16 protein-coding genes and 3 rRNA genes are annotated in these 19,893 nt (G+C 67.6%); 4 read left to right on the top strand and 15 right to left on the bottom strand.

Translation table 11 applies throughout. From position 1 onward, the window contains the following. On the bottom strand, positions 1-276 hold the full coding sequence (locus CRV15_RS16740; protein WP_009996473.1) for a glutaredoxin family protein: 276 nt from the start codon (positions 274-276) through the stop codon (positions 1-3). Positions 277-446: 170 nt separating this feature from the next. On the opposite strand from CRV15_RS16740, the gene CRV15_RS16735 reads away from it, so the two are divergent. The 3 genes from CRV15_RS16735 (at position 447) to CRV15_RS16725 (ending at position 4,081) form a co-directional block, all read left to right on the top strand. Further along, on the top strand, positions 447-1,454 hold the full coding sequence (locus CRV15_RS16735) for an HAD family hydrolase (protein WP_003960800.1): 1,008 nt from the start codon (positions 447-449) through the stop codon (positions 1,452-1,454). 255 nt (positions 1,455-1,709) lie between these two features. Then, positions 1,710-2,561 carry an ECF subfamily RNA polymerase sigma factor, BldN family gene (locus CRV15_RS16730; protein WP_003960801.1) on the top strand — a complete coding sequence of 284 codons (852 nt, stop codon included), beginning with the start codon at positions 1,710-1,712 and terminating at the stop codon, positions 2,559-2,561. Between the two features lie 320 nt (positions 2,562-2,881). After that, positions 2,882-4,081, top strand: coding sequence for a DUF5667 domain-containing protein (locus tag CRV15_RS16725; protein ID WP_009996475.1), 1,200 nt, complete (start codon positions 2,882-2,884; stop codon positions 4,079-4,081). A 108-nt stretch (positions 4,082-4,189) separates the two neighbouring features. On the opposite strand, the gene CRV15_RS16720 is transcribed toward CRV15_RS16725, so the two are convergent. From CRV15_RS16720 to CRV15_RS16675, 11 genes are all read right to left on the bottom strand, one after another. Then, positions 4,190-5,413 carry a lysophospholipid acyltransferase family protein gene (locus CRV15_RS16720; RefSeq protein ID WP_003960802.1) on the bottom strand — a complete coding sequence of 408 codons (1,224 nt, stop codon included), beginning with the start codon at positions 5,411-5,413 and terminating at the stop codon, positions 4,190-4,192. A 6-nt stretch (positions 5,414-5,419) separates the two neighbouring features. Further along, positions 5,420-6,553: an NAD-dependent epimerase/dehydratase family protein gene (locus CRV15_RS16715; RefSeq protein WP_003960803.1), complete on the bottom strand. Its 1,134-nt coding sequence runs from the start codon at positions 6,551-6,553 to the stop codon at positions 5,420-5,422. Positions 6,554-6,741: 188 nt separating this feature from the next. After that, entirely contained in the window at positions 6,742-6,840 is a 99-nt protein-coding gene (locus CRV15_RS16710) for a 30S ribosomal protein bS22 (protein WP_003948845.1), read from the bottom strand. A gap of 121 nt (positions 6,841-6,961) precedes the next feature. Next, the gene (locus CRV15_RS16705; RefSeq protein ID WP_003958488.1) at positions 6,962-7,174 is read right to left on the bottom strand and encodes a helix-turn-helix domain-containing protein; all 213 of its coding nucleotides are present in this window, start codon (positions 7,172-7,174) and stop codon (positions 6,962-6,964) included. A 128-nt stretch (positions 7,175-7,302) separates the two neighbouring features. Next, on the bottom strand, positions 7,303-7,389 hold the full coding sequence (locus tag CRV15_RS36775; protein WP_231406018.1) for a phosphatase: 87 nt from the start codon (positions 7,387-7,389) through the stop codon (positions 7,303-7,305). A 61-nt stretch (positions 7,390-7,450) separates the two neighbouring features. Further along, positions 7,451-7,741 (bottom strand): phosphatase, encoded by a 291-nt coding sequence (locus CRV15_RS36770; protein WP_003960805.1) that lies wholly within the window; start codon positions 7,739-7,741, stop codon positions 7,451-7,453. A 61-nt stretch (positions 7,742-7,802) separates the two neighbouring features. Next, positions 7,803-8,978 carry an acetoin utilization protein AcuC gene (locus tag CRV15_RS16695; RefSeq protein WP_003960806.1) on the bottom strand — a complete coding sequence of 392 codons (1,176 nt, stop codon included), beginning with the start codon at positions 8,976-8,978 and terminating at the stop codon, positions 7,803-7,805. Between the two features lie 25 nt (positions 8,979-9,003). Next, positions 9,004-9,648 carry an HAD family hydrolase gene (locus tag CRV15_RS16690; RefSeq protein ID WP_003958485.1) on the bottom strand — a complete coding sequence of 215 codons (645 nt, stop codon included), beginning with the start codon at positions 9,646-9,648 and terminating at the stop codon, positions 9,004-9,006. 89 nt (positions 9,649-9,737) lie between these two features. Continuing rightward, a 5S ribosomal RNA gene (gene rrf, locus CRV15_RS16685) occupies positions 9,738-9,854 on the bottom strand. A 75-nt stretch (positions 9,855-9,929) separates the two neighbouring features. Further along, positions 9,930-13,055 (bottom strand): 23S ribosomal RNA (locus CRV15_RS16680). A 284-nt stretch (positions 13,056-13,339) separates the two neighbouring features. Continuing rightward, a 16S ribosomal RNA gene (locus CRV15_RS16675) occupies positions 13,340-14,867 on the bottom strand. The 16S, 23S and 5S rRNA genes sit together here, the layout of an rRNA operon. 887 nt (positions 14,868-15,754) lie before the next feature. On the opposite strand from CRV15_RS16675, the gene trpS reads away from it, so the two are divergent. Then, positions 15,755-16,753: a tryptophan--tRNA ligase gene (gene trpS, locus CRV15_RS16665; protein ID WP_003960807.1), complete on the top strand. Its 999-nt coding sequence runs from the start codon at positions 15,755-15,757 to the stop codon at positions 16,751-16,753. 61 nt (positions 16,754-16,814) lie between these two features. Here trpS and proC read toward each other — a convergent pair whose 3' ends face one another. The 3 genes from proC to sigJ form a co-directional block, all read right to left on the bottom strand. Continuing rightward, positions 16,815-17,624, bottom strand: a complete 810-nt coding sequence (gene proC / locus CRV15_RS16660; protein ID WP_009996480.1) for a pyrroline-5-carboxylate reductase — start codon at positions 17,622-17,624, stop codon at positions 16,815-16,817. Between the two features lie 141 nt (positions 17,625-17,765). Beyond that, the gene (locus CRV15_RS16655; RefSeq protein ID WP_003960810.1) at positions 17,766-18,881 is read right to left on the bottom strand and encodes an NAD(P)/FAD-dependent oxidoreductase; all 1,116 of its coding nucleotides are present in this window, start codon (positions 18,879-18,881) and stop codon (positions 17,766-17,768) included. 112 nt (positions 18,882-18,993) lie between these two features. Then, the gene (gene sigJ / locus CRV15_RS16650; protein WP_003959032.1) at positions 18,994-19,869 is read right to left on the bottom strand and encodes an RNA polymerase sigma factor SigJ; all 876 of its coding nucleotides are present in this window, start codon (positions 19,867-19,869) and stop codon (positions 18,994-18,996) included. Positions 19,870-19,893 lie beyond the last annotated feature (24 nt).

Raw genomic sequence — 19,893 nt, 5'->3', positions numbered from 1 at the left:
TCAGCCCTCCAGCTCGCGGCGCAGCCGCCCCGGGTCCACTCGCCAGAACGTGTGCTGCTCACCGTCGACGAGCACCACCGGGATCTGCTCCCAGTACGCCCGGTGCAGCTCCTCGTCCTGGGTGATGTCCCGCTCCTCCCAGGCCGCCCCGGTCTGTGCGCAGACCTCCGCGACCACGGTCCGGGCGTCGTCGCACAGATGGCACCCCGGCTTGCCGATCAGCGTGACCGTACGGTCGCCGGGCTTCTTCTTCCTACGCCGGAACAGAGGACTCATGCTTCCCATTCTCCGCCCGCGCCCGCCCCGCGGAGGGGCCGGGTCCGGTGAGCGGGGGCGCCGGAGGACGGAGCTCCCCTCACTGGTACACGGAACCGGAACGCCAGGAGTTCACCCCACCGTGCCCCGGCGGATCGGGAAGTTCCGAACAGACTGGCTATGCTCGCCCCATGGCCGCACTGGGATGGCTCACCCCCCGTAGACGCTCCGCCACCGCCCGGAGCGTTCTCGCAGGCGAGGCCGCCGCCGAAGCGGCGCGCAAGACCTCGCGGCAGTTCGCGGCGGAGGCCCCCGCGACCGGCGTCGGCACCGGTCCGGACGGGCAGGACGGAGCCGCGTTCCCCGCGGACGCCGCACTCGCCGCGGAGGCCGCAGACGACGCGGAGGCCCCGTTCCCCGTGGAGGGGGACGAGCGGGCCGCCGCCTTCTTCGACCTCGACAACACCGTGATGCAGGGCGCCGCGCTCTTCCACTTCGGCCGCGGTCTGTACAAACGGCAGTTCTTCCAGCGGCGCGAGCTGGCCCGGTTCGCCTGGCAGCAGACCTGGTTCCGGCTGGCGGGCGTCGAGGACCCCGACCATATGCAGGACGTACGGGAGTCCGCGCTCTCCATCGTCAAGGGCCACCGGGTCTCCGAGCTGATGAGCATCGGCGAGGAGATCTACGACGAGTACATGGCGGACCGGATCTGGCCGGGCACCCGCGCCCTCGCCCAGGCACACCTCGACGCGGGCCAGAAGGTGTGGCTGGTGACCGCCGCCCCGGTGGAGACCGCCACGATCATCGCCCGCAGGCTGGGGCTGACCGGGGCGCTCGGAACCGTCGCCGAGTCGGTCGACGGCGTCTACACCGGCAGACTGGTGGGCGAGCCGCTGCACGGCCCGGCGAAGGCCGAGGCGGTACGGGCGCTCGCCGCGGCCGAGGGGCTCGAACTGGGCCGCTGCGCCGCGTACAGCGACTCGCACAACGACATTCCGATGCTGTCGCTCGTCGGGCACCCCTACGCGATCAACCCGGACACCAAACTGCGCAGGCACGCACGCGAGCACGACTGGCGGCTGCGCGACTACCGGACCGGCCGCAAGGCCGCCAAGGTGGGCATCCCCGCGGCTGCCGGAGTGGGGGCGCTGGCAGGTGGCACGGCCGCCGCCGTCGCCATCCACCGCCGTCGCCGCTGACCCGGCGCGCGCCCGCTCGTTCACTCCGAAGAGTCGGAAATCGATCAAATTCGATCAGCATTCGTTCACAATTAGTTACTAAACCAGTCACTAATGTGGCACGGAAGCGACGGAAACGATGATTTGAGCAACTGGGCGTAGCACTGCCTTTACGAAGCGTTATTCTCCTCAGACGCATACGCGGGCCTCTCGGTCGCCACGACGGGTGATCAGCCCCGCACTGCTCGTGATGGAAGCTCTGCCTCTGGGAGTCCCGTGTACCCACACGTCGGGGTTGACGCCTCGGGCCTGGCTACGCTCCGCGCGGCGGTCCTCGACCACTTGCGCGGCTGCGTCCCCGCCGCGCACTTCGTCTCCGCCCTCGCTCTGCCCCGCCTCGCCACCGGTGGTCCCCCCACCACCATCTGCTATGCCCTGGCCGACGGATTCAAGGAGAGCCCGGCGCGCAGCGCCGTCGTCGAAGGGCGGCGTCCGGGCGGCGGACGCGGGGTCGCGAGACGGAGCGGACGGGGCAGCCACAGCGCCTCGACCACCGCCCGCCGCCCCAGCGCCGACAGCGACAGCGCCCGCATGATGGAACTCGTCGAACGTGCCCAGGCCGGTGAGGCCGAAGCCTTTGGGCGCCTGTACGACCAGTACAGCGACACCGTCTACCGCTACATCTACTACCGCGTCGGCGGGAAGGCGACGGCGGAGGATCTCACCAGTGAGACGTTCCTGCGCGCCCTGCGCCGCATCTCCACCTTCACCTGGCAGGGCCGCGACTTCGGCGCCTGGCTGGTGACGATCGCCCGCAACCTGGTTGCCGACCACTTCAAGTCGAGCCGCTTCCGGCTGGAGGTCACCACCGGCGAGATGCTCGACGCCAACGAGGTCGAGCGCAGCCCGGAGGACTCCGTCCTGGAGTCGCTGTCCAACGCCGCCCTGCTGGAGGCGGTGCGCAAGCTCAATCCACAGCAGCAGGAGTGTGTGACCCTGCGCTTCCTCCAGGGTCTGTCGGTCGCCGAGACCGCCCGGGCGATGGGGAAGAACGAAGGTGCGATCAAGACCCTCCAGTACCGGGCCGTGCGCACCCTGGCCCGGCTCCTCCCCGACGACGCCCGTTGACGATATCCGCCTGTACAACTCCGTACCTTTATATACCCGCCTGTATCCGTCCATGCCTGGCCGTATCCATTCCTACCCGCTCGACCGCACCACCCCGTCCCCCGACCTCAACCCACTATCGGTGACGCCTCGATGACGCACTGGTCCGATCATCCTTCGCGCGTAACCCATGTGCCGCGACACTCGTTGTCCGGGATGCAGGCTCCCTGTGGTCACGCCCTGCCCACAGCCATTCGATCGAACGTGTGGATGTGCTCAAGGCGTGCAACCATCCAGACACTCAGGGGAGTCGACCGTCATGACGAGAGGAGGTGCCGCCAGTGATCGCGAACGTATCGGCGCACCGGCGGGCGAACGCCTTCGCCCAGGCCCTGGAAGAGCAGGCGTCCGGAGAGCCGGCGGAGAACCCGGTCGAACCGACCGAGCGCGGACGGATGTTGGCTCTGACGTCCCGCCTCGGCGAACTGCCGGTGCCGGAGCTGGACCCCGAGGTCAAGGTGGTGCAGCGCGCCCAGCTCGTGGCAGCCATGGAGGCCATGCTCCAGGAGGGCACGGCGCGAGGGAGCGATTCCACGGGCCCCAGGGTGCCCGAGCAGCGGAAGTCCGGCCGCGGCGCCCATCGGGCCTCCCCGTTCCGGAAACTCCGCCCCCGCACCCGCTGGCAGAAGGGGCTCGCGGCCGGCAGCATCACCGTGGGGGTCGCGGCGGGGGCCTTCAGCGGGGTGGCCGCCGCCAGCTCCGACGCCCTCCCCGGTGACACCCTCTACGGGCTCAAACGCGGAATGGAGGACATCCGTCTCGGCATGGCCGACGGTGACTCCGACCGCGGTGAGCTGTATCTGGACCATGCCTCCACCCGGCTCAGCGAGGCCCGTCGCCTCATGGAACGCGGACGGGCGGGCGATCTGGACCACGAGTCCCTCGGCGAGGTCCGCCGCGCGCTCAACGGCATGCGCCACGACGTCAGCGAGGGCCACCGGCTGCTGCACGCCGCCTACGAGCGGGACGGCTCACTCGGCCCCATCCAGAAGCTCAACACGTTCTCCCGCTCCCACCGCGAGACGTGGAACGGTCTCCGCGACCGGCTCCCCGTCCAGCTCCAGGACGTGAGCAACGGGGTGAGCGAGGTCTTCGACGCCATAGAGCAAGAGGTCCAGCCACTCAAGTCGCTGCTGCCGGAGCTGCCCGCAGAGCGCCGCGCGCCCGGCGGAAGCACCGGTTCCACCTCCCGGCAGAGCGGCGGGGCGGCCACCCCGGGCGAGCGGACGATCCCCGCGTCCCCCAAGGCCCCCGGGACACCCTCGGGCAAGCAGACCACCAAGGAGCCGAGACCCTCGGGGGCCCCGGTCCCCGAGAGCGGTGGGCTGCTCCCGACGGAGGGGCTGCTCGCCCCTCCGTCGCCGGACACCCCCACGCCGCCCTCGGCTCCGCAGCCCGACCCGGCGTCCCCCGATGTCAGCATTCCGCCGCTGCTCGACGGCATCCTCGGGATCGACATCACCGGCGAGGACCAACCCTGACCCACCAGAAAGCGGGGGTGGTCCCGGAACATTCCGGGACCACCCCCGCTCCGTGCATCTGCCCGGCCCCGTACATCTGCCCCGCTTCGTGCGCTTGGGCGTCAGAGATCAGAAGAAGACCGATCTGCGCTGCACCAGCAGCTTGTACAGGGTGTGCTGGATCTGCTCCCGCACCTGGTCCGTCAGATTGAACATCAACATGGGGTCCTCCGCCGCCTCCGGCGGATGGCCCCCGGTCTCGATCGGCTCCCCGAACTGGATGGTCCACTTGGTGGGCAGCGGCACCGCCCCCATCGGCCCCAGCCAGGGGAAGGTCGGCGTGATCGGGAAGTACGGCAGCCCCAGCAGCCGGGCCAGCGTCTTCGAGTTCCCGATCATGGGGTAGATCTCCTCCGCGCCGACGATCGAGCACGGCACGATCGGCACCCCCGCCCGCAGCGCCGTCGAGACGAAGCCGCCCCGGCCGAACCGCTGGAGCCGGTAGCGGTCGCCGAAGGGCTTGCCGATCCCCTTGAAGCCCTCCGGCATCACCCCGACGACCTCGCCCCGCCGCAGCAGCCGCTCGGCGTCGTCCGCGCAGGCGAGCGTGTGCCCCGCCTTCCGGGCCAGTTCGTTGACCACGGGCAGGACGAAGACCAGGTCCGCCGCGAGCAGCCGCAGATGCCGCCCCGCCGGATGCCGGTCGTGCACGGCGACCTGCATCATCAGCCCGTCCAGCGGAAGCGTCCCGGAGTGATTGGCCACCACGAGCGCCCCGCCCTCGGACGGGATGTTCTCGATGCCCTTCACCTCCACCCGGAAGTACTTCTCATAGAGGGGCCGGAGCACCGTCATCAGTACCTGGTCGGTCAGCTCTTCGTCGTAGCCGAACTCATCGACCTCGTACTCACCGGTGATCCGGCGGCGCAGAAAGGCCAGCCCTTCCGCGAGCCGCCGGTCGAGACCGCCACCGTCGCCTCCGGACTCCGGACGGCGGGGGCTGCGGGGTGCGGAGGCCGAGGAGCCGGACGTCTGCTGTTCCCTGCGGGCCTCGGGTACCGGGCGTACCGCCTTCCGGGCCGCCGACTGCTGCCGCGCACCGGCCCCGCGCCCCGTCGTCCCGGCCCCGCCCTCACCACGGGCGGACCTGCGCACGGCGGAGTCCCGGGCGGCCTTCTTCGGCTTCGGGGCGGCTGTCTTCTGCCGTACGACCCGGGAGGCACCGCCCCGCCGACCGCCCCCGGTGCCTCCGCCGGAGCCGGTGCCCGCGCCACCGGAGCCCTCGGCGGCGGCGCCCGTGCCCCCGCCCCGGGCGCGGTCGTCGTCGAACGGAATGACCTTGGCGTCCGCCATCGTTGCCTACGCTCCTTGTCCGGCGTCGCTCCGGGCGGCGGCGTCCGCCGCCCGGCCGTCCCCCCGCTGCTGCGTCCGTGCGCTCCCCCGGCGGCCGCCCCGGGCGCTCCCGAGGGACCTCAGCCGCTCCCCGACCCGGTCCACGGCGCGTGCCACGGACTGCGGGGGCAGCAGCCCCGGCCCCCGGCTGCGGGCGAAGTCCGCGAAGGTCTCGGCGGTGCTGAACTTCGGGTCAAACCCCAGTGCCTCCCGCATCTGCGCGGTGCTCACCACCCGGCCATGGGTCAGCAGCCGGATCTGTTCGGGGGAGAAGTCCGTGACCCCGACCGTCCTCAGCGCGGTCCCGACCCAGGTGACCGCGGGCAGCAGTACCGGCACCGTGGGCCGGCCGAGCCGCCGCGAGCACTGCGACAGCAGCAGCACCCCGTCGCCCGCCACATTGAAGGTGCCGCTGTTGAGCGTCCCCGGCCGGGGCTCGTTCAGCGCGAGCTGGAGGGCGTCGACGACATCGTCCTCGTGGACGAATTGGAGCCGGGGGTCGTAGCCGAACACCGTCGGCAGCACCGGCAGCGAGAAGTACTCGGCCAGCGGCGAGTCGGCGCACGGCCCGAGGATGTTCGCGAACCGCAGCACGCACACGGCCACGTCGGGCCGCCGCCGGGCGAAGCCCCGCACATACCCCTCGACCTCGACCGTGTCCTTGGCGAAGCCACCGCTCGGCAGCGACTTCGGCAGGGTGGTCTCCAGGAAGACCGCCGGGTCGCGGGGGGCCGAGCCATAGACGCTCGTACTGGACTTCACGACCAGTCTGCGGACCGTGGGCGACTTCTGGCAGGCCCCGAGGAGCTGCATGGTGCCGATGACGTTGGTCTCCTTGACCGCCGTCCGGCCTCCCGTGCCCAGGGGGGTCCCGCTGACGTCGAGATGGACGACGGTGTCGACCGCGTGCTCGGCGAGGATGCGGCCTATCGTCGGGCGGCGGATGTCGGTACGGATGAACTCGGCGCCGTCGAGACGGTGCGCCGGTTCCTCCGCGTCGACCCCGATCACCCGTTCCACCCCGGGGTCCCGGTGGACGCGCCGTACGAGACGGCCGCCGAGCTGCCGGGCAACGCCGGTGACGAGCACGACCTTTCCCAAGATCAGCGCCTTCCCTGAGGTCGAACGTCCATGAGGTGAGGAGACCGCTCCCCAGCGTCACCGTAGCGGTTCACCGGTCCGGTGTGACGACCACCGGCCGCTCTTTCGGCCGGATGGAAAGGCCCCGAACGCGCCGTGGCCCTTCCACCAGGTCGGTGGAAGGGCCACGGTCACGTACAGCCGCCGTCTTACTTCTTGTTACGGCGCTGGACGCGAGTGCGCTTGAGCAGCTTGCGGTGCTTCTTCTTGGCCATCCGCTTACGCCGCTTCTTGATAACAGAGCCCACGACTACCCTCGCTCACTTCTCTTCACTCGGTGCGGGGCGTCTGGGCCCACACGACCTACGTCGGTCCAGCCTACCCGCCAGAGCATCGAGTTCGTAATCCGAGGGCAGCCGCCCGGCTCCGCTAGGCGGATTCCACCCCCACAAAGGACTCACGGAGATAGTCGTGCACCGCCTGTTCCGGCACCCGGAAGGACCTCCCCACCCGGATCGCCGGCAGATGACCGCTGTGCACCAGCCGGTACACCGTCATCTTCGACACCCTCATCACCGAGGCGACTTCCGCCACGGTAAGGAACTTGACCTCATTCAGAGGCCTCTCGCTGCCAGCAGCCATGACCCACCTGTACCTTCCGCACACGACGCCCACCGGCTTCCCCTCCGGTGACTCTTCGTCGCTGTGCGCTCACTCCCCAGACTAGGGGCGGGTGGTACGAGTGGGGAAGAGGAGCAGCCATCGGCCGCCTACTGTGACAGACACGCTCGATTGAGTACATAGCGCGTCAGCGGTCGGTAGTAACAGGACCGCACCGAGTCATCGGGCGGGACCATCGCGACGGCGCACCTCTCCTCCTCACCCCGGGCGGGGCGGGACCGTCGACGACTGCCGGGCCTATCCCCTCACCACCCGGCTGACCTGCCCCGCAGACCCGGCACAGCCCCTCGTGACCAGGCCGTGGAGCCAGGCACCGAGGGGGACGGGGCCCTCAGGGGGCCTCCGCAGCGGAAGGGTGGAATGGGCGTGTGCGCCGGTTTCATCGTGAATCGCCCGTGCGCCGGGTGCCCACGCCATCGCGACTCCCCGTACGTAGTCGAGCTGGTACAGACGTACTCCGAACCGGGTCGGTATGTCGACACATCGGCCCTGCGGGGGTGTGAGGACGAGACATCCTGCCGACGACAAAACGTCTGCCGGTCCACCGTAGAACCCCGGCCGTCCGCGCCGGAGGGTCCCGGGCCAGGTCCTAGACCAGCAGTCCCCGCAGCGGGAACACCGCCTTCCGGGTCGCCAGAACGGCGCGGTCCAGGGCGTCGGCGGGGTCGTACCCCTGCGCCCAGTCCCGCCAGGCCGCAGTCCGTCCGTCGGTCATCCGCCAGGGGCCGGGCTGCCGGGTCCGCGCGTACACCTCGTTCCGCCACTCCTCCGGAATTATCGACTCCGGATCAAGGGGGCTATGGGCGGCGATCGCCACCAGATGCGTCCAGGACCGCGGGACGACGTCGACCACGGCGTATCCGCCGCCGCCCAGCGCGATCCACCGGCCGTCCTCCGTGTACATGTGCGCCAGCGAGTGGCACGCCTCCTGCACCGTCCGCTGGGCGTCCAACGACACCGCCAGATGCGCCAGCGGGTCCTCGAAGTGGGTGTCCGCCCCGTGCTGCGTCACCAGGACCTGCGGACGGAAGTCCGCCAGCAGCTCCGGGACGACCGCGTGGAACGCCCGGAGCCACCCCTCGTCGCCCGTTCCTGCGGGCAGCGCCACATTGACCGCGCTGCCCTCGCCCGGCCCCGGGCCGCCGGTCTCCTCAGGCCACCCGGTGCCCGGGAACAGCATCCGCGGATGCTCGTGGAGCGAGACCGTCAGCACCCGGGGGTCGTCCCAGAACGCCGCCTGGACGCCGTCCCCGTGGTGGACGTCGACATCGATGTACGCGACCCGCTCCGCGCCCAGCTCCAGCAACCGGGCGATGGCGAGGGAGGCGTCGTTGTAGACGCAGAAACCGGCGGCCGAGCCCGGCATCGCGTGATGCAGTCCGCCCGCGAAGTTCACCGCGTGCTCGGCCTCCCCGCTCCAGACCGCCTCGGCGGCCCCCACGGACTGCCCGGCGATCAGCGCCGACGCCTCGTGCATCCCCGCGAACGCCGGGTCGTCCAGCGTCCCGATCCCGTACGCCTGATCGGCCGCGCGCGGGTCTTCCGAGGCCGCGCGTACCGCCGCCACATAGTCCGCGCGGTGGATGAGCCGGAGCGTCGACTCCCCCGCCGGCTTCGCCGCCACCACCCGCAGCGCCCGGTCCAGGCCGTAGGCCCGCACCAACTCCATGGTCAGCGCGAGCCGTACGGGGTCCATGGGATGACTGCTCCCGAAGTCGTACGCCGTTACCGCTTCATCCCACATCAACAACGCCCGGCTGGTCATGCCCGCCACCGTATCCGCCCCGTTCTCAGAAGAGGAGCGCGGGCAGTTCCGTCATCGACCCGAAGTGCGCGTCCGCCCCGGCCAGCCGCTCGGCGGAGGTCATCGCGGTGAAGCCGTACACCGTCATCCCCGCGGCCACCGCCGCCGCGACACCCAGCGCGCTGTCCTCGACCACGACACAGCGCTCGGGGGCGACTCCCATCCGCTGTGCCGCGTGCAGGAAGAGGTCTGGCGCGGGCTTGCCCCGACCCACGTCCTGGGCGCTGAAAACGATCTCCTCCGGGAACCAGCGGTCCAGTCCTGTACGGCGGTGACCTGCCCGAATCCGCTCATGGGTCCCCGAGGACGCCAGACAGAACGGCACTCCGCCGGCGGTCAGCCTCTCCAGGACGTCCGTCACGCCCTCGACCGGTTCCAGCTCCCGTTCGAACGCGGCCACGGTACGGGCGTGCAGGGTCGCGTCGAAGTCCGCGGGCAGCCGTCGGCCGCTCCGCTCCATGATCAGATCGTGGACGCGGTGGACCGCCGCCCCCATGTAGTCCCGGATGGAGTCCTCAAGGGTGGTCGGGTGCCCCAGCTCGGTCAGCCAGTCCGCCAGGATCGCGTTGGCGATGCGCTCGCTCTCCACGAGCACACCATCGTTGTCGAAAATCACCAGATCATGTCTCATGACGGCCACCCTAGATCGCCCGGAACATCCGGAACGCAAAAAAGCCTCGGCCCCCGTGCGTAATGCACGGGGGCCGAGGCATAAAATTTGTTCGGCGGCGTCCTACTCTCCCACAGGGTCCCCCCTGCAGTACCATCGGCGCTGAAAGGCTTAGCTTCCGGGTTCGGAATGTAACCGGGCGTTTCCCTAACGCTATAACCACCGAAACACTATGAAACAATCAACAAACCAGCAATGGGTTGTTCGTGGTTTCAGAACCAACACAGTGGACGCGAGCAACTGAGGACAAGCCCTCGGCCTATTAGTACCAGTCAACTCCACCGGTCACCCGGCTTCCATATCTGGCCTATCAACCCAGTCGTCTACTGGGAGCCTTACCCCATCAAGTGGGTGGGAGTCCTCATCTCGAAGCAGGCTTCCCGCTTAGATGCTTTCAGCGGTTATCCCTCCCGAACGTAGCCAACCAGCCATGCCCTTGGCAGGACAACTGGCACACCAGAGGTTCGTCCGTCCCGGTCCTCTCGTACTAGGGACAGCCCTTCTCAAGACTCCTACGCGCACAGCGGATAGGGACCGAACTGTCTCACGACGTTCTAAACCCAGCTCGCGTACCGCTTTAATGGGCGAACAGCCCAACCCTTGGGACCGACTCCAGCCCCAGGATGCGACGAGCCGACATCGAGGTGCCAAACCATCCCGTCGATATGGACTCTTGGGGAAGATCAGCCTGTTATCCCCGGGGTACCTTTTATCCGTTGAGCGACGGCGCTTCCACAAGCCACCGCCGGATCACTAGTCCCGACTTTCGTCCCTGCTCGACCCGTCGGTCTCACAGTCAAGCTCCCTTGTGCACTTACACTCAACACCTGATTGCCAACCAGGCTGAGGGAACCTTTGGGCGCCTCCGTTACTCTTTAGGAGGCAACCGCCCCAGTTAAACTACCCATCAGACACTGTCCCTGATCCGGATCACGGACCCAGGTTAGACATCCAGCACGACCAGAGTGGTATTTCAACAGCGACTCCACGAACACTGGCGTGCCCGTATCACAGTCTCCCACCTATCCTACACAAGCCGAACCGAACACCAATATCAAACTGTAGTAAAGGTCCCGGGGTCTTTCCGTCCTGCTGCGCGAAACGAGCATCTTTACTCGTAGTGCAATTTCACCGGGCCTATGGTTGAGACAGTCGAGAAGTCGTTACGCCATTCGTGCAGGTCGGAACTTACCCGACAAGGAATTTCGCTACCTTAGGATGGTTATAGTTACCACCGCCGTTTACTGGCGCTTAAGTTCTCAGCTTCGCCAGAACGAATCCTGGCTAACCGGTCCCCTTAACGTTCCAGCACCGGGCAGGCGTCAGTCCGTATACATCGCCTTACGGCTTCGCACGGACCTGTGTTTTTAGTAAACAGTCGCTTCTCGCTGGTCTCTGCGGCCACACCCAGCTCACCAAGCACGTTGGATCACCAGACATGGCCCCCCTTCTCCCGAAGTTACGGGGGCATTTTGCCGAGTTCCTTAACCATAGTTCACCCGAACGCCTCGGTATTCTCTACCTGACCACCTGAGTCGGTTTAGGGTACGGGCCGCCATGAAACTCGCTAGAGGCTTTTCTCGACAGCATAGGATCATCCACTTCACCACAATCGGCTCGGCATCAGGTCTCAGCCTTAATGTGTGACGGATTTGCCTATCACACGGCCTACACCCTTACCCCGGGACAACCACCGCCCGGGCTGGACTACCTTCCTGCGTCACCCCATCGCTTACCTACTACCACCTCGGGTCGTCGGCTCCACCACTCCCCCTCACTCCGAAGAGATCAAGGGCGGCTTCACGGACTTAGCATCAGAGGATTCGATATTGGGCGTTTCAAAGCGGGTACCGGAATATCAACCGGTTGTCCATCGACTACGCCTGTCGGCCTCGCCTTAGGTCCCGACTTACCCTGGGCAGATCAGCTTGACCCAGGAACCCTTAGTCAATCGGCGCACACGTTTCCCACGTGTGTATCGCTACTCATGCCTGCATTCTCACTCGTGAACCGTCCACCACTGCCTTCCGGCGCGGCTTCACCCGGCACACGACGCTCCCCTACCCAACCCAGCACCCGTTGGGGCTATCTGCTGGATTGACACGACTTCGGCGGTACGCTTGAGCCCCGCTACATTGTCGGCGCGGAATCACTTGACCAGTGAGCTATTACGCACTCTTTCAAGGGTGGCTGCTTCTAAGCCAACCTCCTGGTTGTCTCTGCGACTCCACATCCTTTCCCACTTAGCGTACGCTTAGGGGCCTTAGTCGATGCTCTGGGCTGTTTCCCTCTCGACCATGGAGCTTATCCCCCACAGTCTCACTGCCGCGCTCTCACTTACCGGCATTCGGAGTTTGGCTAAGGTCAGTAACCCGGTAGGGCCCATCGCCTATCCAGTGCTCTACCTCCGGCAAGAAACACACGACGCTGCACCTAAATGCATTTCGGGGAGAACCAGCTATCACGGAGTTTGATTGGCCTTTCACCCCTAACCACAGGTCATCCCCCAGGTTTTCAACCCTGGTGGGTTCGGTCCTCCACGACCTCTTACAGCCGCTTCAACCTGCCCATGGCTAGATCACTCCGCTTCGGGTCTTGAGCGCGCTACTGAACCGCCCTGTTCGGACTCGCTTTCGCTACGGCTTCCCCACACGGGTTAACCTCGCAACACACCGCAAACTCGCAGGCTCATTCTTCAAAAGGCACGCAGTCACGAGGATACGAGTAAACTCGCATCCCGACGCTCCCACGGCTTGTAGGCACACGGTTTCAGGTACTATTTCACTCCGCTCCCGCGGTACTTTTCACCATTCCCTCACGGTACTATCCGCTATCGGTCACCAGGGAATATTTAGGCTTAACGGGTGGTCCCGCCAGATTCACACGGGATTTCTCGGGCCCCGTGCTACTTGGGTGTCTCTCAAACAAGCCATGATCATTTCAGCTACGGGGGTCTTACCCTCTACGCCGGGCCTTTCGCATGCCCTTCGCCTATAACCATGGTTTCTTACTTGTCTCACAGCCGGCAGACTGTGAAAGAGAGATCCCACAACCCCGCATGCGCAACCCCTGCCGGGTATCACACACATACGGTTTGGCCTCATCCGGTTTCGCTCGCCACTACTCCCGGAATCACGGTTGTTTTCTCTTCCTGAGGGTACTGAGATGTTTCACTTCCCCTCGTTCCCTCCACACTGCCTATGTGTTCAGCAGCGGGTGACAGCCCATGACGACTGCCGGGTTTCCCCATTCGGAAACCCCCGGATCAAAGCCTGGTTGACGACTCCCCGGGGACTATCGTGGCCTCCCACGTCCTTCATCGGTTCCTGGTGCCAAGGCATCCACCGTGCGCCCTTAAAAACTTGGCCACAGATGCTCGCGTCCACTGTGCAGTTCTCAAACAACGACCAACCACCCGCCACCCCACCACAACATGGTGAGTTCACCGGGGCCGGCAACCGAAGACACTGGCAGAAGCCCGTGCCCTCAGACACCCAACAGCGCGCCCGGCCCAGCAGACCCCACCCCATCCACGTTCCACGCCGAAGCAGTACTAGTGAAAGAAGCAGACCCTACTGTGCCGAATAGTCAACGTTCCACCCATGAGCAACCGTGCGAGACATTCGCTCGCATCCGGCCATGTGCTCCTTAGAAAGGAGGTGATCCAGCCGCACCTTCCGGTACGGCTACCTTGTTACGACTTCGTCCCAATCGCCAGTCCCACCTTCGACAGCTCCCTCCCACAAGGGGTTGGGCCACCGGCTTCGGGTGTTACCGACTTTCGTGACGTGACGGGCGGTGTGTACAAGGCCCGGGAACGTATTCACCGCAGCAATGCTGATCTGCGATTACTAGCAACTCCGACTTCATGGGGTCGAGTTGCAGACCCCAATCCGAACTGAGACCGGCTTTTTGAGATTCGCTCCACCTCACGGTTTCGCAGCTCTTTGTACCGGCCATTGTAGCACGTGTGCAGCCCAAGACATAAGGGGCATGATGACTTGACGTCGTCCCCACCTTCCTCCGAGTTGACCCCGGCGGTCTCCTGTGAGTCCCCATCACCCCGAAGGGCATGCTGGCAACACAGGACAAGGGTTGCGCTCGTTGCGGGACTTAACCCAACATCTCACGACACGAGCTGACGACAGCCATGCACCACCTGTACACCGACCACAAGGGGGGCACTATCTCTAATGCTTTCCGGTGTATGTCAAGCCTTGGTAAGGTTCTTCGCGTTGCGTCGAATTAAGCCACATGCTCCGCTGCTTGTGCGGGCCCCCGTCAATTCCTTTGAGTTTTAGCCTTGCGGCCGTACTCCCCAGGCGGGGAACTTAATGCGTTAGCTGCGGCACCGACGACGTGGAATGTCGCCAACACCTAGTTCCCAACGTTTACGGCGTGGACTACCAGGGTATCTAATCCTGTTCGCTCCCCACGCTTTCGCTCCTCAGCGTCAGTAATGGCCCAGAGATCCGCCTTCGCCACCGGTGTTCCTCCTGATATCTGCGCATTTCACCGCTACACCAGGAATTCCGATCTCCCCTACCACACTCTAGCCTGCCCGTATCGAATGCAGACCCGGGGTTAAGCCCCGGGCTTTCACACCCGACGTGACAAGCCGCCTACGAGCTCTTTACGCCCAATAATTCCGGACAACGCTTGCGCCCTACGTATTACCGCGGCTGCTGGCACGTAGTTAGCCGGCGCTTCTTCTGCAGGTACCGTCACTCTCGCTTCTTCCCTGCTGAAAGAGGTTTACAACCCGAAGGCCGTCATCCCTCACGCGGCGTCGCTGCATCAGGCTTTCGCCCATTGTGCAATATTCCCCACTGCTGCCTCCCGTAGGAGTCTGGGCCGTGTCTCAGTCCCAGTGTGGCCGGTCGCCCTCTCAGGCCGGCTACCCGTCGTCGCCTTGGTAGGCCATCACCCCACCAACAAGCTGATAGGCCGCGGGCTCATCCTGCACCGCCGGAGCTTTCAACCCAAGGGCATGCGCCCCCGGGTGGTATCCGGTATTAGACCCCGTTTCCAGGGCTTGTCCCAGAGTGCAGGGCAGATTGCCCACGTGTTACTCACCCGTTCGCCACTAATCCCCCACCGAAGCGGGTTCATCGTTCGACTTGCATGTGTTAAGCACGCCGCCAGCGTTCGTCCTGAGCCAGGATCAAACTCTCCGTGAATGCTTCCAGGTAATCCTGGTCGACACACACGGGAGCGGAACCAGGAGCAAGGAATAATCACTCCCGGTCCACAGCGTCCTCGCTGTGTGCGCCCCCGCCACCCCACACAATGGGGATGAAACGGAGGACTTTTTCAAAGGAACCTCATCCCGGAGCAGAAGCTCCCGGACGGGGTATCAACATATCTGGCGTTGACTTTTGGCACGCTGTTGAGTTCTCAAGGAACGGACGCTTCCTTCAGGCCCTTTTCACCAGGCCCTCCGGGCAGTTTCCCTTCGGTCTTTCTTGCCTTTCGGCGTTTCCAACTCTACCAGATCCTTTTCCCGCCCCCCGGTCTCCCGGGATTCGGACCTTCAGATCCAGCGGCCAGTTGGACCGGCCTTTCGCCTTTCGGCTGCTCCGACTTTATCAGATCCTTTCGGTCCTGATTCCCGGTCGAAATCGGGTTGTCTTTCCGGCCCTTCGGCCGTTCCGACGAGTGAGACTTTAGCGGAATCCTTTGCCCTGACGCCAATCGAGGGCCGCACCCGAATGAGTGCAGATTCCACACTCCGAAAGAACGCGCCACAAAACAGACGACTGCGAGTCGCTTGCGGTGGTGAGGTCTTGCGGAATGGCTGCCCGGGGACCAACCGGAGTCGGCGCTCACGTCGGGCAACTCGGAGAACACTACGGAGTGGGCGCAAGCCCTGTCAACCCGGGGCCGGGTCCCGTACGCTCCCCTCCATGACAACGCGTATGTGCTCCCTTCAGTGGTGGCCCGCCTGACGGCGGCCACGACCGAGCATGTACTCACGGCCGCCGCCTCGGCGGCCGTTTCTCGTATCCCCGCTCCCTGGGGGTCGGGCCGCCGGAGACGGTGGCTCCGACCAGGACAGGAGAGCGGGATGAAGCGGATCTTCAGCGGGATCAAGCCCACGGGGCATCTGACGCTGGGCAACTACCTCGGGGCCCTGCGCCGGTGGGTCGAGACCGACCAGCACCAGGCGGACGCCGTGTTCTGCGTCGTGGACCTGCACGCGCTGACGGTGGAGCACGACCCCGGGCGGGTGCGCCGGCTCAGCAGGCAGGCGGCGACGCTGATGCTGGCCGCGGGGCTGGACCCGGAGCGGTGCACCGTGTTCGTCCAGAGCCATGTGGACGAACATGCGCGGCTCTCGTATCTGCTGGAGTGCACGGCCACCGACGGCGAGCTGCGGCGGATGATCCAGTACAAGGAGAAGGGCGCGCGGGCGCGGGCCGCCGGGGAGAGTGTGCGGCTGTCGCTGCTGACCTACCCGGTGCTGATGGCGGCGGACATCCTGGCGTACGGGACCGACGAGGTTCCGGTGGGTGAGGACCAGACACAGCACGTGGAGCTGACCCGTGATCTGGCGGTGCGGTTCAACCAGCGGTACGGGCACACGTTCACCGTGCCCCGGGCCACGCACCCCGAGGTGGCGGCGCGGGTCATGGACCTCCAGGACCCCACGTCCAAGATGGGCAAGTCGCACGAGCCGGGGTCGGGGATCGTCTATCTGCTCGACGAGCCGGATGTGACGCGGAGGAAGATCATGCGGGCGGTCACCGACAGTGGGCACGAGGTCCGGTACGACCGGGCGGAGCGTCCCGGGCTCGCCAATCTCCTGGACATCCTGGCCGCCTGCACGGGCGGCGATCCCGAGGAGCTGGCCGGGGCGTACCCGTCGTACGGAGCGCTGAAGAAGGACACGGCCGATGCGGTCGTGGAGCTGCTGCGGCCGGTGCGGGAGCGGCACGCGGAGCTGGTGACCGATCCCGGGGCGGTGGACGCGGTGCTGCGGAGGGGTGCCGAGCGGGCGCGGGGGCTGGCGCGGCCCCGGGTGGACGCGGCCTACGCGGCGGTCGGGCTGCTGCCCGCGGGATGAGACCGTCCGGGGCCGGGCCCGTCCGCTGTCGGACGGGCCCGGCCCCGGGGGCGCGGTGGGGTCAGCCGTTGCCGGAGGCCAGCTCGCGGCTGCGGTCGCGGGCGGCTTCCAGCGCCGCGATCAGGGCGGCGCGCACCCCGTGGTTCTCCAGTTCGCGGATGGCGCTGATGGTGGTGCCCGCGGGGGAGGTGACGGCCTCCCGGAGCTTGACGGGGTGCTCGCCGCTGTCACGGAGCATGACGGCCGCCCCTATCGCGGCCTGGACGATCAGGTCGTGGGCCTGGGCGCGGGGCAGTCCGAGGAGGATGCCCGCGTCGGTCATGGCCTCGACCAGGTAGTAGAAGTACGCCGGGCCGGAGCCGGAGAGGGCGGTGGCGGCGTCCTGCTGGGACTCGGGGACCCGCAGGGTCTTGCCGACGCCGCCGAAGATCTCCTCGGTGTGGGCGAGGTGGGCGCCGGTGGCGTGGCCGCCCTTGGAGATCACGGACATGCCCTCGTCGACGAGGACGGGGGTGTTGGGCATGACGCGGACGACGGGGGTGCCGGTGGTCAGCCGCTCCTCTATGTAGGAGGTGGGGATGCCCGCGGCGGTGCTGATGACCAGGCGGTCCGCGGTGACGTGCGGTGCCAGCTCGTCGAGGAGGCGCTCCATGTCCTGGGGCTTCACGGCGAGGATGAGGGTGTCGGCGCGCTTGGCCGCCTCGGCGTTGGTGACCGGTTCGACTCCGTAGCGGGTGCGCAGCTCCTCGGCGCGCTCGGAGCGGCGGGTGGTGACCAGCAGATCGGCGGGGCGCCAGCCGGCGCGGATCATCCCGCTGAGAAGGGCCTCGCCGATCTTTCCCGTGCCGAGGACTGCGACTGTCTGGGTCATGGCTCTGTTCACCTCGCCGATGGGGGTTGGTGGGGCCATCCTCGCACCGTGGGCGCGGTGGTGCCGTGGTGTCCGAGGGGCGGTACGGGCGGGTGCGCGGCGGGGCGCCGGGCACCCGCCCGGGACAGGGCCCGGGCCCTGTCAGCCGAGGCCCGGGAGGGAGGGGAGGAGGCCCGGGGCACGCCGGGCGAGGCGGAGGGTGCGGACGGTGGAGCGGACGACCTGTTCCTTGACGAGGACCGCGGCCCGGCCGGTCAGGATGCGGTCGCGGGGACTGTCGTCGGCGTTCACGAACTGGATCAGTCCCTCGGTGCGGCCGAGGCTCAGGCACTGCACCGCATAGCGGAAGTCCAGCGTCCCGGGGCGGCGGCCACGGCCCTCGGCGATGATCGCGGAGGCCGCGTGGAAACCGGTGGGGAGGGCGGTGGCGCAGCCCATGCGCAGGGGTCCGGCCGGGCCCGAGTGGGCGGCTGCCGCGTCGCCGACCGCGTAGATCTCGGGGTGGCCGATCGCTCGGAGGGTGCTGTCGACGGCGATGCGGGAGGTGCGCGGGTCGAGTGTGAGTCCGGCGGCCGCGGCGAGGGAGGTGCGGGGTGTCATCGCGGCGGACCAGACGACGGCGTCGGCGGCCAGGGAGTCCGGGTCGTCCACCCGTCGGTCCTCCTCCACCCGGACGCCCAGTCCGGCGAGGACGGTGCGGACATGGTCCCGGCCCCGGGGGGTGTGGCCCGCCGCGACCTGTCCGGCGGAGAGCAGCCGGACGGTCCAGTCGGGGTGGGCCTCGGCGATCTCGGCGGCCATCTCGATGCCGGTGAGGCCGCCGCCGACGACGGCCAGGGTGCCGGGGCGGTCCTGGAGCCGCTTGCGGAGGCGGTCGGCGGACTCGGCGGTGTAGACGTGTTCGCCGGTGACGTCGGGGGTGCGGCTGCCGAGGGCGTAGACCAGGCGGTCGTAGGGGTGGTGGTGGCCGTCGTCGGTGGTGACCGTGCGGGCGGCGGGGTCGAGGGCGGTGGCGCGGTGGGCGGTATGGCGGATTCCGGTGCCGTGCAGCAGCCGGGCGAGGGGGTGGGTGACGGTGGGGCGCGTGCCGGTGAGTTCGTGGAGGCGTACCCGTTCGGTGAAGTGGTCGGCGGGGTCGACGAGGGTCACCCGGGCGTGCGGGGCGAGCCGGAGCGCGGCCAGGAGTCCGCCGTATCCGGCGCCAAGGACGACGACGTTCCGCTTCTGCCGGGTGTGCTGCTTCGCGTTGGTGGTCATGCCCGGGGGACGACGCAGGGGCCCGGAGTGTGACGGTGCTCCGCGTCACACTCCGGCCCGCCGCGGCGGTCACCGCGCGGGCGGGGCCGCTGTGTCCCGGTACGTGATCCGGTCAGTGCAGGGCGTCCGGGGCGATGTGCGAGAGCTTGTCCGGGTTGAGAACGGCGTCGATGCTGGTGATCCGGCCCTGGTCGACGGTGAAGGCGTAGGTCGCCAGCACTCCGCTCTCCCGGTCGACGGCGATCGCGCCCGGGGCGCCGTTGATGTCGCGGACCACGATCCGGACGCGGTCGACGAGATCCCGCCGGACCACGTGTTCGATGAAGTGGGCGACCTTCTCCCGGCCGGTGACGGGCAGACGGGCGGCGATGACCTTGCCGCCGCCGTCGGAGCGCCAGACCACGTCGGGGTCGAGGATGTCGAGGAGCCCGCCGAAGTCGGCACCGGCGGCGGCGGCGAGGAAGGCGTCGACGGCGCGACGGTGCTCGGCCCGGTCCACCGTGCGGCGCGGGGCCTCGTCCCGGACCCGGTGGCGGGCGCGGGAGGCGAGCCGGCGGACGGCTTCGGGGGTGCGGCCGACGGCCTCGGCGATCTCCCCGAACGGGACGGCGAACACGTCGTGGAGGACGAAGGCGGTGCGTTCGGCGGGGGTGAGGCGTTCCAGCACGGTGAGCAGGGCGGTGCCGACCGACTCGTCCAGCGTCACCCGTTCCTCGGGGCCGTCCTGGGTCACGACCGGTTCGGGCAGCCAGGTGCCGGTGTAGGTCTCGCGGCGGGCGCGGGCGGAGGTGAGCCGGTCGTAGCAGAGGCGGCTGACCACGGTCGTCAGATAGGCCCGGGGGCTGTCCGCCGCGCCGTCCGGGAGCGCCTGCCAGCGCAGCCACGCGTCCTGGACGGCGTCCTCGGCGTCGGCCACCGATCCGGTGATCCGGTACGCGATGCCCCACAGTCGGCTGCGTTCCTGCTCGAACTCGGCCTGCTCGGCCATGGACGGGCCTTTCTCTCCGTGGCG

Origin of the sequence: Streptomyces clavuligerus, from assembly GCF_005519465.1 — a bacterium.
Classification (GTDB): domain Bacteria; phylum Actinomycetota; class Actinomycetes; order Streptomycetales; family Streptomycetaceae; genus Streptomyces; species Streptomyces clavuligerus.
This window is presented reverse-complemented; position numbering and strand designations above follow the sequence as displayed.

Bases quoted from the DNA above. Each gene is read 5' to 3' on its own strand.
- CRV15_RS16740 (WP_009996473.1), bottom strand. From the start codon at position 276: ATGAGTCCTCTGTTCCGGCGTAGGAAGAAGAAGCCCGGCGACCGTACG.
- CRV15_RS16735 (WP_003960800.1), top strand. From the start codon at position 447: ATGGCCGCACTGGGATGGCTCACCCCCCGTAGACGCTCCGCCACCGCC.
- CRV15_RS16720 (WP_003960802.1), bottom strand. From the start codon at position 5,413: ATGGCGGACGCCAAGGTCATTCCGTTCGACGACGACCGCGCCCGGGGC.
- CRV15_RS16705 (WP_003958488.1), bottom strand. From the start codon at position 7,174: ATGGCTGCTGGCAGCGAGAGGCCTCTGAATGAGGTCAAGTTCCTTACC.
- CRV15_RS36775 (WP_231406018.1), bottom strand. From the start codon at position 7,389: ATGGTCCCGCCCGATGACTCGGTGCGGTCCTGTTACTACCGACCGCTG.
- CRV15_RS16695 (WP_003960806.1), bottom strand. From the start codon at position 8,978: ATGACCAGCCGGGCGTTGTTGATGTGGGATGAAGCGGTAACGGCGTAC.
- CRV15_RS16690 (WP_003958485.1), bottom strand. From the start codon at position 9,648: ATGAGACATGATCTGGTGATTTTCGACAACGATGGTGTGCTCGTGGAG.
- trpS (WP_003960807.1), top strand. From the start codon at position 15,755: ATGAAGCGGATCTTCAGCGGGATCAAGCCCACGGGGCATCTGACGCTG.
- proC (WP_009996480.1), bottom strand. From the start codon at position 17,624: ATGACCCAGACAGTCGCAGTCCTCGGCACGGGAAAGATCGGCGAGGCC.
- CRV15_RS16655 (WP_003960810.1), bottom strand. From the start codon at position 18,881: ATGACCACCAACGCGAAGCAGCACACCCGGCAGAAGCGGAACGTCGTC.
- sigJ (WP_003959032.1), bottom strand. From the start codon at position 19,869: ATGGCCGAGCAGGCCGAGTTCGAGCAGGAACGCAGCCGACTGTGGGGC.